At 69.5% G+C, this 11,918-nt stretch carries 12 protein-coding genes and 2 tRNA genes; 11 read left to right on the forward strand and 3 right to left on the reverse strand.

Going from position 1 to position 11,918, the window contains the following annotated elements; genetic code table 11:
- Positions 1 to 38 precede the first annotated feature (38 nt).
- The 6 genes from F6J84_RS02960 (at position 39) to F6J84_RS02985 (ending at position 5,088) form a co-directional block, all read left to right on the forward strand.
- Positions 39 to 1,292, forward strand: coding sequence for an MFS transporter (locus F6J84_RS02960; RefSeq protein WP_150971253.1), 1,254 nt, complete (start codon positions 39 to 41; stop codon positions 1,290 to 1,292).
- 143 nt (positions 1,293 to 1,435) lie between these two features.
- Positions 1,436 to 2,374 (forward strand): hypothetical protein, encoded by a 939-nt coding sequence (locus F6J84_RS02965; protein WP_150971255.1) that lies wholly within the window; start codon positions 1,436 to 1,438, stop codon positions 2,372 to 2,374.
- A gap of 38 nt (positions 2,375 to 2,412) precedes the next feature.
- Positions 2,413 to 3,219, forward strand: a complete 807-nt coding sequence (locus tag F6J84_RS02970) for an inositol monophosphatase family protein (protein ID WP_150971258.1) — start codon at positions 2,413 to 2,415, stop codon at positions 3,217 to 3,219.
- 280 nt (positions 3,220 to 3,499) lie between these two features.
- Positions 3,500 to 4,840 carry a M23 family metallopeptidase gene (locus tag F6J84_RS02975; protein WP_150971260.1) on the forward strand — a complete coding sequence of 447 codons (1,341 nt, stop codon included), beginning with the start codon at positions 3,500 to 3,502 and terminating at the stop codon, positions 4,838 to 4,840.
- 71 nt (positions 4,841 to 4,911) lie between these two features.
- Positions 4,912 to 4,983, forward strand: a tRNA-Thr gene (locus F6J84_RS02980).
- A 31-nt stretch (positions 4,984 to 5,014) separates the two neighbouring features.
- Positions 5,015 to 5,088, forward strand: a tRNA-Met gene (locus tag F6J84_RS02985).
- Positions 5,089 to 5,269: 181 nt separating this feature from the next.
- Here F6J84_RS02985 and F6J84_RS02990 read toward each other — a convergent pair.
- Entirely contained in the window at positions 5,270 to 5,650 is a 381-nt protein-coding gene (locus F6J84_RS02990) for a VOC family protein (RefSeq protein ID WP_150971262.1), read from the reverse strand.
- Positions 5,651 to 5,731: 81 nt separating this feature from the next.
- On the opposite strand from F6J84_RS02990, the gene F6J84_RS02995 reads away from it, so the two are divergent.
- Positions 5,732 to 6,229 carry a LysM peptidoglycan-binding domain-containing protein gene (locus F6J84_RS02995; protein WP_150971264.1) on the forward strand — a complete coding sequence of 166 codons (498 nt, stop codon included), beginning with the start codon at positions 5,732 to 5,734 and terminating at the stop codon, positions 6,227 to 6,229.
- 49 nt (positions 6,230 to 6,278) lie between these two features.
- Here F6J84_RS02995 and F6J84_RS03000 read toward each other — a convergent pair whose 3' ends face one another.
- Positions 6,279 to 7,007 carry an SDR family oxidoreductase gene (locus F6J84_RS03000; RefSeq protein ID WP_150971266.1) on the reverse strand — a complete coding sequence of 243 codons (729 nt, stop codon included), beginning with the start codon at positions 7,005 to 7,007 and terminating at the stop codon, positions 6,279 to 6,281.
- Complete coding sequence (locus F6J84_RS03005) at positions 7,000 to 7,632, reverse strand: TetR/AcrR family transcriptional regulator (protein WP_150971268.1); 633 nt, start codon at positions 7,630 to 7,632, stop codon at positions 7,000 to 7,002. Before F6J84_RS03005 ends, F6J84_RS03000 begins: the two co-directional genes overlap by 8 nt.
- Positions 7,633 to 7,843: 211 nt before the next feature.
- Between F6J84_RS03005 and F6J84_RS03010 the strand changes: the two genes are divergently transcribed.
- The 4 genes from F6J84_RS03010 (at position 7,844) to F6J84_RS03025 (ending at position 11,916) form a co-directional block, all read left to right on the forward strand.
- Positions 7,844 to 9,220, forward strand: a complete 1,377-nt coding sequence (locus tag F6J84_RS03010) for an MFS transporter (RefSeq protein ID WP_150971270.1) — start codon at positions 7,844 to 7,846, stop codon at positions 9,218 to 9,220.
- A gap of 67 nt (positions 9,221 to 9,287) precedes the next feature.
- A complete protein-coding gene (locus tag F6J84_RS03015; RefSeq protein ID WP_150971272.1) occupies positions 9,288 to 10,223 on the forward strand; it encodes a 3-carboxyethylcatechol 2,3-dioxygenase in 936 nt (311 codons plus the stop codon).
- Between the two features lie 5 nt (positions 10,224 to 10,228).
- Positions 10,229 to 11,095 carry an alpha/beta fold hydrolase gene (locus tag F6J84_RS03020; RefSeq protein WP_202980468.1) on the forward strand — a complete coding sequence of 289 codons (867 nt, stop codon included), beginning with the start codon at positions 10,229 to 10,231 and terminating at the stop codon, positions 11,093 to 11,095.
- Positions 11,092 to 11,916 (forward strand): 2-keto-4-pentenoate hydratase, encoded by an 825-nt coding sequence (locus F6J84_RS03025; RefSeq protein WP_150971276.1) that lies wholly within the window; start codon positions 11,092 to 11,094, stop codon positions 11,914 to 11,916. Before F6J84_RS03020 ends, F6J84_RS03025 begins: the two co-directional genes overlap by 4 nt.
- The last annotated feature ends 2 nt before the right edge of the window (positions 11,917 to 11,918 follow it).

The following is an 11,918-nucleotide window of genomic DNA, read 5'->3' on the forward strand; positions in this document are numbered from 1 at the left end:
TCTGCTCGTAACAGGGATACGACAGTCTGGGCGCTGACATGCACACCGCCGCGCCTTCCGCATCCCCTCCGTCCGACCGTCTCCCGCTCCGTGCCCTGCTCCTGCTGGCGGTGGGTGTCCTCGTGACCGTCACCGCGGAGGCGCTTCCCGCCGGGCTGATGCCGGAGATGGCCGCGGACCTCTCGGTCTCGCCGGAGCAGATCGGCACCCTGATCTCGATCTGGGCGGCGACCGTGATCCTCACGAGTCTGCCGTTGTCGACCGCCCTGGCCCGGCTGGATCGTCGCGCCGTGGTCGGTGTGGCCCTGGCCGTCTTCGCGGTGGCGAACATGGTCAGCGGACTGGTGCCCGACTACTCGCTCGTGATCGTCGCGCGTCTGGCCGGAGCCGTCGCCCACGGGGTGTTCTGGTCGGTCGTGATGGTCTACGCCAGTTCGCTGCTCGCGCCCGCCCACCTCGGCCGGGGCCTCGCGATCGTGAGCGCGGGCGGCAGCGCGGCGTCGGCTGCGGCCCTCCCGGCGGCGACACTGCTCGCGCAGATGTTCGGGTGGCGGTCGGCGTTCCTCGTGCTGGGGGCCGTCGCGCTGGTGCTGTCCATCCTCATCATCGGCACGATGCCGGCCTCCCACGCGGTACGCGAGGCGCGCGGGCCCGGACGCCGGCGCATCTGGCGGGACCGCACGTTCCTGCCGGTGCTCGTCCTGGGGCTGTCGATGGGCGTCCTCGCCGCCGCCCAGTACGCCTCCTTCACGTACATCCGCCCGTACCTGGCAGCCGCCGGGATCGCCGCGGAGTGGGCGCCCGCCCTGCTGCTCTCCTATGGTGTGGCGGGACTCGGGGGAGTCGTGCTCGCCGCGCTCGTCGCGGACCGGTTCCCTCGCGCATCCCTCGCCGCCCTCCTGGCCGGGTTCGGCGCCGCGTTCGCCGTCCTCTGCCTCCCCGGCGGCGGCACCTCCGTGATGATCGCCGCGCTGATCCTCTGGGGAGTGTCGAACGGAGCGTTGTTCCCGCTCGTGCAGACCATTCTGATGCGCGTGGCCAGCGAGCGGACGAAGCCGTTCGCCGGGGCGGGCGTCGTCGTCCTCTTCAATATGGGCATCGCCGTCGGGCCGGTGGCGGGCGCCCTGGTCGGGGGCGCCGACGCGCCCTCGGGCGTCACCGCGCTCTCGGCCGGGGCGGTGGTGATCGCCGGTCTCCTCGCCGCCGTCGGTGTGGTGATGGCGCTCCGGCGTGACCGGCCGGTCGGCTCCGTGCCGGGCCTGCGGCGAGAGGAGACCTCGCTGTCGGCATGACGCTCGGTGTCCACGCCCCGGTCGGCACGGCCGCCGCGTGGTGCGCCGGGACGGTCCGCGCCGCATCCACAAGCCTTCCCCGGCACGGGAGGCGTCGTGCCAGGATGACAGGGCGGGTATGCGCCCGCGGAGGGAGCACCACCATGAGCCAGCCGGGCAACACTCCGACGAACGCCTCATCCGATCCGCGCCAGGCGCGACTCGTCCGCAGCGCCATCTGGGTGGCGATCGGTGCGCTCATCGCCGCGGCGCTCGTCAGCGTCGTGTGGGTGCTGGTCGGAGAGCAGAACGGGCTCGTCGGCCGTGCGTTCCTCACCATCCTGCTGTTGGCCGCGTTCGCCGGGGTGACGCTGCTCGACACGCACCTCGCGCCCCGCCGGCCGGCGTGGTTCACCCTTGCCAGCATGGGCAGCTGGATCGTCGCGCTGCTCATCGGCGCTTTCCTCGTCTGGATGCCGGAGCGGGCCTTCGGCTACTCGGCCGTCGGCGTGACGCGGTTCCTGTCGTTCCTGCTGATCGTGCTGATCCTGCAGCTCGCCGTTCTGCACGTCCGGCTCTACAGCAAGGCCATCGACCGCTCACCGTCGTCGTTCAACCGCATCGTCGGGTACGCGACGATCGGTCTCGTGGTCGTCCTCGCGGTACTGCTCGTGCTGCCGCTCATGCTCAACGAATGGATCGGCTTCCACGACATCTACTGGCGCATCGTCGTCGCGATCACGATCCTCGCCGCGGTCGGCACCGCACTGCTCCCGCTTGTGAACGCACTCTTCGCCCCGAAGCGCCCGCGTCCGGCGGCGCCGTCGCCCGCTCCGTCTGCTCCGCCGCTCCAGGCGTGGCCCACCTACGCGGACGGTGTCACGCCGCTGCCGATGATGCCGGACGGATCGCCGGACTGGGGTGCCTACTACACCGGGCACCCGACGGCATACCCTCCGCAGGCGGCGCAGCCGCAGCAGCAGCAGCATCCGCAGCAGCAGGGCCCGCAGATCACCCCGTCGGAGCCGGCCGTGACGCAGCCGGCGCAGCCGCCCGCCGGATACCAGGGGTTCCCCCCGCCGCCTCCGCTGCCTCCCCGGTGAGCGCTCGGACGGCGCCGAGCCCGGAGTAGCGTGGGGACATGACCACGCCGCTGGAGCTGCAGTCCCTCGCCATCGAGATCGCCCGGGAGGCCGGTGCGCTGGCCGCTCAGCGTCGGCGTGAGGGGGTGCACATCGCGGCCACGAAGTCCGCCCTGGCCGACATCGTCACGGACGCCGACCGCGAGGTCGAGGAACTGATCCGCGATCGCCTCGCCACCGCCCGCCCCGGAGACGGATTCCTCGGTGAGGAGTCGGGCGAGGGGACGTCCAAGAGCGGTGTGACCTGGGTCGTCGACCCGATCGACGGGACGGTGAACTACGCCTACGGGATCCCCGCTTACGCCGTGAGCATCGCTGCGGTCCAGGGGACGGCCGATCCCGCCGAGTGGACGGCCCTCGCCGGCGCGGTCTTCAACCCCGCCGTCAATGAGCTGTTCGTGGCGGCCCGCGGTGAGGGGGCACGGCTGCACTCCGCGATCGAGGGGGATCGCCGACTGGCCGTCGCGGAGCCTTCGCCCGCGGGGGCGCTCATCGCGACGGGCTTCGGCTACGACCCGGAGACCCATGCCGGAGACCTCGCCCGCCTGTCCAGCGTCATGCCGCTCGCTCGTGACATCCGTCGCATCGGCGCAGCGTCGCTCGACCTCGTCGGGGTCGCGGCCGGCCGTCTGGACGCGTACTACGAACGAGGGCTCCACCCGTGGGACCTCGCCGCCGGTACCCTCATCGTCGAGGAGGCCGGAGGGATGACCGGGGGGTATTCCGGAGAGCGCGCCGGGCGGGAGATGACCGTCGCCGCGGCGCCGGAGTTCTTCCGTCGGCTGACGGATCTCCTCTCGAACTGAGTGGCTTTCCCGGGGGAGATGGAGTCTCCGTTGCCGACAAATGAGTCCCGTGCATGGCTTTCTCAGGACTCCGGAGGTAGGGTTTATGAATTCGTTATCTTCGTCACCCGTTCGGCGGAGTTGAGCACCTCTTCGTGATGACCACGTCGCAACCCGATGCGACCTGACCGAGGCACACTACCCGTTGACACCCGATAATCCCCAGGCTGAGACCGCTCTCACGCGACGCTCCAGCCGGCGCCAGGCCGCGCCCCAGGCCCCGGCGCGGAAGCCCGAAGTCATGGTGAAACCCGCCGAGCGTCGTACCCGCACGTCCGGATCGCTTCCCGCCACGGTGTGGAGCGCCCGCAACGACGTGAAGCCGACGGAGGAGACGGGTGCCGCCGAGGCGCGCTCGGTCGCAGCCCTTCCGCTCGATCGCCCTGACACGCCCGCGCCGGCGACGGGTATGGTCCCCCTGACGCGCAAGCAGGCGCGCGAGCAGAGCCTCCGGCGGGCAGCAGCCGCCGCGGTGGCCGCCGAGACCGCCAAGTCCGCCGCGGGGTCCGTCCCCGACGCGACGCCCATCGACGTGGCCCTCAGCGCCATCGACGATGCTCCTGCGGAACTCCCCGTCGTCGACCTCGTCGAGGTCGCCGTGGCCGGTGACGCGGGCGACGCCGCAGGGACGGCCGAACTGCACGTCGCGACCGCTGATGAGGTCTTCACCGACGCGGTGCTCGCCGACGAGGACGTCGCGCACACGGTCGTCGACGAGTTCGAGGCCGCCGCCAAACTCTTCTCGTTCACCGGAGAGACCCCGATCCAGGTCGCGGCCGCGGCGATCGAGGAGGAGCTTCCGGTATCCGAGGTGACCTTGACGGTTGCCGATCAGCCCCGCAAGCGGCGTTTCGCCGGCTCATCATTCAAGCGGGTGACGGCAGCCTCCGCCTCGGTCGGCGCGATGGGCATCGTGGGACTGCTCGCGATCGGGATGACCACCCCCGCCGAAGCGGTCTCGGGTGCCGGCACGCGCGTCGCCACCTCCGACCTCGCGCTGACGTCCACCTCCTCGCCGTCGGTCTCGAAGGACGAGATCCAGGCGTACGTCGCTCCCGCGGATGCGCAGACGCTCGCCCTGGACCGGAGCGTGTACTCGACCGCCTCGACCGCGCAGATCGCGGCCGCTGAAGGGATCAGCCACTACTCGAACTTCTTCAGCAACAACGCGAACGCCGCCATCCAGTGGCCGTTCGCCGTGGGGGTCTCGATCAGCTACGGCTTCGGCACGCGGAGCGGGACCATGCACAACGGGCTCGACTTCACCCCGGGCGCCGGAGCCCACGTCCAGTCGATCGCCGACGGTACCGTGCGCATCGCAACCGAGAGCGGCGGCGGGTACGGCGTGATGGTGATCGTCGACCACATCATCGACGGCGAGCTCATCTCTTCGCGGTACGGTCACATGCAGTACGGCTCCCTGCAGGTGAAGACGGGGGATACCGTGAAGGTGGGGCAGATGCTCGGCTTGGTGGGCGACACCGGTCATTCGTTCGGCGCGCACCTGCACTTCGAACTCCTCCAGAACGGCACCACCCCCATCGACCCGCTGTCCTGGTTGCGCACTCACGCGGGCGGCTGAGAGCCCTGGTTTCACGGGGGCCTCAAGCTCTGATATTCTTTTCTGGTTGCCCGGATTCCGGTCCGGGTATCGCCCCGATAGCTCAGTGGCAGAGCACTTCCATGGTAAGGAAGGGGTCGTCAGTTCAATCCTGACTCGGGGCTCGCAGTATCCGTCACAACCCGGATGCCGTGCGGCAGGGTAGCTCAGTTGGTGAGAGCGCACGACTCATAATCGTGAGGTCGCGGGTTCAAGCCCCGCTCCTGCTACAGATGAAAACCCCCGGGCATCCCGGGGGTTTTTGCGTTGCTGCGCGACTCCCGGACCATCATGATCCTGCCCGGCGAGTCCGAGGTCATGGATCGATCCGCGGCGCGCGCTGCGAGGGGGAGAGGCTGGGGCGCGAACGGTGACGCCCGACGCGCATGCCTCTCACCGGGTCTCTGCAGGTCAGCCCGACGTGCTGTGGCGCGGCAGTTGCTGAAGTGTCCAGGTGTTCCCGTCGGGATCGTCGAACGTGACGAAGCGGCCCCAGGCCTGTTCGTCGACGCCCCTCGCCTCGACGTCCACCTCGCGGAGCTGTGCGAGGGCAGCATCCGCATCCGGAACGACGACCTGGATCGTGTCCTGCCGACCCGGTTCGAGGGTGATGCCGAGTCCGTCGCCGAAGGCGATGGAGCACGCAGATCCGGGCGGAGTCATCTGCACGAAGCGGAGTCCGTCGTACGGCACCTGGTCGTGGTCGGCGTGGAAACCGATCTTCAGGTAGAAGTCCTTCGCCCGGTCGACATCGCTCACCGGGACGAAGATGAGCTCGATCTTCCAGTCCATCACGCCCTCCTCCTGGCCGGCGTAGGCACCCGACCACGGTCGACGCTACGCGCGGGGTCGGACATCGCGGCATACCCCGCGGTGGTCTCGGTCGTCGCCGCGGCGCAGTCCGTCGGCGGCAACGCCGCGCTCCTGCTCGACGCCCCGCAGGCTGTCGCCGCGACCGACCCGAGCACGATGCCCGACCTGCCGGACGGGTACGTCGATCTCGGCGAGGGCGTGGCGATCCCCGCGGGCGGCCCCGGCGATTGCGTGTCGACGACGTGGATCAACATCACGAAGGAGGACGGGGAGCCCTGGAACGTCCGTCTCCTCGGGGCCGACCTCGTGGACATGGGGCCGCGCGAGTTCGCGGTCGGCGAGGTCGGTTACTCGGCGGACGGTCGCATCGCCGCGTACACCGTGGCCGCGGGCGATTCCCCGTGGGCGATCGGCGACCGATTCTGCTTCGCGAACGGCAACGCGATCCCGCTCATGAACGGCCACCGCGGTTACGAGGCGATCCAGCCGGGAGAGGTCCTCGTGCTCGACCCGGTGGCCGTTCCGGGGTTCGAGTACCACTACCCGTACGAGGAATGACCCATGGCGCGTCGGGTGGGCCGCCCCCTCGGTGCCCGTTCAGCAGGTGTCAGAGCGAGCGGGTCTCGCCGCCGTCGGCGCGGAGGTTCTGCCCGGTGATGTAGGCCGATTCGTCGCTCGCGAGGAATCGGATGACCCGAGCCAGTTCGGCCGTGCTCTGCGCGCGGCGCAGCGGAATGCCCGTCGTCCACTCGGCCGGGACGGATGCCGGGTCGTCCTTCGTGAAGCCGGGGAGGACGTTGTTCATGCGGATGCCCTGCGGGCCGTACTCGGTCGCGTACAGCTTGGTGAACGACGCGAGCGCGGCACGAAGCGTCACCGACACGGGGAACGACGCGGACGGCTCCAGGGCGCCCGCCGTGGACACGTTGACGATGGTTCCGCCGCCGGCAGCGAGCAGGTGTGGCGTCGCGAGCCGCGCCATCCGCACCACGTTCAGCAGGTAGAGGTCGACGCCCGCGAGCCACTCCTCATCCGTGATGTCCAGCAGAGGGCCACGGGCGGCGTGACCGCTGCTGTTGACGACCGTGTCGATGCGTCCGAACCGGGAGATCGCGAGGTCTACCGTGGCGCGGAGGTCGTCGACGTCGGTGTTCGACCCGTCCACACCCGCGCCGCCCAGGGACTCCGCCAGCTCCCGACCGCGACCGGAGGGGGAGAGGGCGACGACGTGGTAGTCGTTCGCCGCGAACTCCCGTACACAGGCGGCGCCGATACCGGAGCCGGCGCCGACGATGATGGCGACCTTCTCGGATCCGGGTGCGGGGGATTCAGACATTCGTGTACTCCTTCAGGCGAGCGGAAACGAGGGATTCGAGCGCGTCCGCGGCGAGGTCGGCGTACCGTGCGAGGTCCACCTCGTCGCCGGCCGCCGCGGCGGCGCGGAAGCCGTCGGTCAGGGCGCGCCCGAGGGTGGCGAGGTCGCGGGCGAGCTCTGCGGCGACCTCTTCCGGTGCGTCGGGGAACGCGCCCTGCAACCTCGTCACCACGAATCGGAACATCTCCTCGCGGATGCCGAGGTAGCGCTGACGGGCCAGATTATCGGTCAGGCGTCTCTCGAACGCGAAGACGAGGCCGATGCTCCAGAACGCCGCTGCGGGGTCGGTCGAGGTCGCCGAGGCGGCGGCCGAACTGCCGATCGTGCGTCGCAGGAACCCCCGGACATCGGTGATGGTGGAGTGCGTCTGCTGCCAGACGTCGAAGCAGTAGTCGAGCAACTCGACGAACAGCTGCTCCTTGTTCTGAAAGTGCCAGTAGACGGACCCGATGGGCAGTTTCGAGGCGCGCGCCACGTCGGCCATGGTCGTGCCTTCGTAGCCCGCCTCGAGCGCCCGCTCCAGCACCGCCTCGAGGATCGCGCGCTTCGACGCCGCCGACGTATGGTGCTCGTTCCGTCTCGCCACCTTCGTGCCTCCTTGCGCTCCGGGTCGCGTCCACCGCCGATCGGACGTGCATTTGACATTGACCGGTGTTCGGAGTGATCATAGCAACCCGTTCTAGAAGCACCGTTCTAGAGGTTTTATTCAGGATGCGACCGTGACCCGGCCCGCATCCGCACCCGGCGGAGCGCGCAAAGCTGCCGATCCGCCCGATCCCGTAGACAGAGAGGCCTCCGTGAGGATCACCGACCACATCGCCAATTCGAAGATGAGCGGGCTGCAGATTCGCGCCGTCATCATCTCGATCTTCCTCATCGTGCTGGACGGCTACGACGTCGCCCTCACGTCCTTCTCGGCCCCCTACCTCCAGCAGGGCTTCGGGGTCTCCAAGACCGAGCTCGGTCTGGTGATGTCCGGCGCCCTCATCGGCATGCTCATCGGATCGATCCTCATCGCGCCGCTGGCCGACCGCATCGGACGCCGCAACATGGGCGTCATCGCCACGTCGACCATCGCGGTCGGGATGTTCATCGGACCGTTCGCCACGGCCGAAATGGGAACGGGACTCCTCGTCCTCAGCCGCATCCTCACCGGCGTCGGCGTGGGCGCCCTCGTCTCGGTGGTGGGCGTCATCATCTCCGAGTACACCGGCAAGCGCGTCTACCCGATCGTCATGGGCGTCTACGCCGCCGCGATCAACATCGGCGGCCTCCTCGGTGCGACCCTCGTCGGCCCGTTGCTCGCCACCTACGGTTGGCAGTTCGGATGGTGGGTCGGTTTCGTCCTCAGCGCGTTGGCTGCGGTTCTGACCTTCGCGCTGCTGCCCGAGTCCATCACCTGGCTCGCCGCCGGGCGTCGCCGCGACTCGCTCGAGCGTCTCAACGGCCTCCTGGGCAAGATGGGTCAGCCGGCCCTCGACGAGCTGCCGCCCACCGAGACGGTTCGCGTCGTGAAGGCGAAGGGCGCCGTGCGTACCGTCTTCACCGGCCGCACGGGGTTCTACACGGTGCTGATGATGGTCGGCTTCATCGCCTACATGGTCAGCTTCTACTTCATGACGAACTGGGCCCCCACGTCGGTCGCCACAGCCGGCGGGGATCCCGCTCTCGCGCCGCAGCTGGTCGCCGCCTTCAGCCTCGGCGGAATCCTCGGCACGGTCTGCTTCGGCCTCATCGCCGGCAAGGCCAACCTCCGCGTGCTGACCGCGGTGGTCCTGGTGCTCGCCACGATCACCCTCTCGGTGTTCGGCCTCATCGGGCCGAACATGCCCACCGCCTGGTGGACGCTGTGCCTCGCGTCGTTCTTCGTCTGCGCCGGGTCGGCCGGGTTCTACACGATCATCCCCAAGCTGTACCCGACGCTCGCCCGCTCCACCGGCTACGGCATCGTCATCGGTGTGGGACGCTTCGGCGGGATCGCTGCCCCGATCCTCGGCGGCGCGGCCTTCGACTCCGGCATGAGCATGGGAACCGCCTTCACGCTGTTCTCGCTGCCGATGCTGCTCGCAGCCGTACTCCTGGTGGTCCTCCACATCGCCACCAAGCGCGCCGATGCCCGTGACGCACTGGCTGCGAAGCAGGCGCAGACGCGCCGCGCCCGCGCTTCGGTGTGACCCGGACTCCTCAACCCCCCCAGATAACGAACGCCGGCGTTCTCGTCGGCCTATGAAGGGAACAGCAATGTCGCTTGCCGTCGCAGCACTCTCCCACGCGCCGTCCTTCGGCAACGTCGACCCCGGTGGTACGACGTTCGCCGAGATCAACGAGGCCATCGACGAGGTCAGGACCTTCGTCGACGAGTTCGACCCCGAGGCGATCGTCGTCTTCGGGCCGGACCACTTCAACGGTCAGCTGTACTCGAACATCTCACCGTGGGTCGTCGGAGCCCAGGCCGAGGGCATCGGCGACTATGGGACGACCGAGGGCCCGATCCCCGTGGACTCGGAGATCGCCCGCGAGTTGCACGCACGCGTGCTCGAGCAGGGCATCGAGATCGGGCGTTCGGAGCGCATGAAGGTCGACCACGGCGTCATGCAGCCGGTGAACTTCCTCTTCGGGCTGGAGCTCTCGCGCCCGATCGTGCCGGTGTTCGTGAACTCCCTCGGCCACCCGCTGACGCCGATGTACCGCGTCCGCGAGATGGGTGAGGCCTTCGGCAAGGCGGCGCAGGCCATGGACAAGCGTGTGCTGTTCATGGCGTCGGGCGGCATCTCGCACGACCCGCCGATCCCGCGCTGGGAGGGTGCGCCCGGCACCCTGATGGAGCGCCTCATCGACTACGCGCCGACCCGCGAGGAGCGACTCGCTCGCGAGAACGCGATCGTGACGTCGATCCAGAAGATCGCCGATGGCGAGGGCTCCAGCGATCCGCTGAACGAGGAGTGGGACACCCTGCTGCTCGACACCTTCCGCTCCGGAGACCTCTCCCCGGTGGACGCGTGGGACAACGGATGGTTCCTGGCGGAGGGCGGATCGGCCGCGCACGAGATGCGCAGCTGGATCGCCGCGTACGCCGCACTGTCGACCGCGGGCGCGTACGAGTTCCCGGTGGACCGGTACTGGGCGGTCCGCGGCTGGGCTGCCGGTTTCGCCGTGCAGGCGGCGCGCACAGCATGAGCCGGTTGGTCACCTTCTGGGAGGCGATCGCGGACCTCCCGCACCGCCTGCACTTCGTCGAGGTCGGGCCGTGGCGCACGCGCGTGCTCGAGATCGGCACGGGTGACGAGGTCGTCGTGCTCGCCAACGGCACGAGCGGGCACATCGAGGCGTGGACCCAGAACGTCCGCGCTCTCGTGGAGGCCGGCTACCGGGTCATCGGGTACGACTACCCGGGGCACGGCTACACCACCCTCACCGACCACGATCTCGAGATCCCCGAGTACGAGGAGCACCTGATCGGTCTCCTCGACGCCCTGGGCCTCGACCGGGTGCACCTGGCGGGAGAATCGCTCGGCGGCTGGATCGCGGTGAAGTTCGCCGCTCACCACCCCGAGCGCCTCCGCTCGGTCATCCTCAGCGCGCCCGGCGGGCGCGTGGTGGGGGAGCAGAAGGTCGACAAGGCCCAGTCGGTGAGCACGCAGGCCGTCACCGAGCCCACGTTCGAGAACGTCAAGCGACGCCTCCAGGTCGTGATACACGACCCGGAGAACATCACCGACGAGCTCGTGAACGTCCGTCGGGCGATCTACAGCCAGGACCCGACGGGCGTCAACATGGCGCACATCTCGGTGCTGCGTCAGCCCGAAACCCGCTGGCGCAACCGCGTCACCGATGAGGACTTCGCCGCCGTCGGCGTCCCCGCGCTCTTCGTATGGACGGACAACGAGCCCACCGGCGACCCCGACGAGGGTCGTCGCCTGGCCGGACTCATCCCGCGGGGCGAGTTCCTCCTGGTCGAAGGCGCCGCGCACTGGCCGCAGTGGGAGGGCGCGGAGACCTTCAACGCTGCCGCGGTGGACTTCCTCAAGCGCAACGGAGAACAGCCATGACCGAACAGAACGACAGCGCCACGACGCAGCCGACCGCGCCGGAGACCATCCGTGCGATCGCCCGCGAGCTGCACGACGCCCGCGTCGGCGTCTACACCGTCCCCTACGTGAGCCCGCGCCTCCCCGAGCGCGACCTCGACGCCGCCTACGCGATCTCGGCCGAGTTCGCGCAGCTGCGCGAGCGCGAGCTGGGGGTGCGGCCGGTCGGTCGCAAGGTGGGTCTCACCAACCCGCTCGTGCAGGCCCGCGTCGGCGTCTTCGAGCCCGACTACGGGATCATCCACGACGACATGGTCTTCGCGTCCGGCGTCGTGCTCCCCGCGTCGCGGTACAACCGCCTGCTGATCGAGGCCGAGGTGGCCTTCGTCCTGAAGGACGACATCCTCGAGGCGACGCCCGAGGCGATCATCGCGGCGATCGACTACGTCACGCCCGCGTTCGAGATCGTCGACTTCCGCTACGACGGCAGCGTCGGCCAGATCGTCGACACGATCGCCGACAACGCCGGATGCAGTGGCGTCGTGCTCGGCGAGGAGAAGCACCCCTACGGATCGGTCGATCTCACCGAGGTCGAGATGGTGATCACCGGTGGCGGCGAGGAGATCACCCGCGGCGTCGGCAGCAACGTGCTGGGCGACCCGATCAACGCGATCCAGTGGCTCGCCGAGACGGCGATCCGCACCGGCCAGCCGCTGCGCGCCGGAGAGGTCCTGCTGTCCGGGTCCATCGGCTATATCGAGCCGTGGCCCGCGGACGTCGAGTGCGTCGCCACGATCAGCGGTCTCGGCCGCGTCGTCGCGACCGTGGATTCGGAGAAGTGACG

This window comes from Microbacterium caowuchunii, assembly GCF_008727755.1.
GTDB lineage: Bacteria > Actinomycetota > Actinomycetes > Actinomycetales > Microbacteriaceae > Microbacterium > Microbacterium caowuchunii.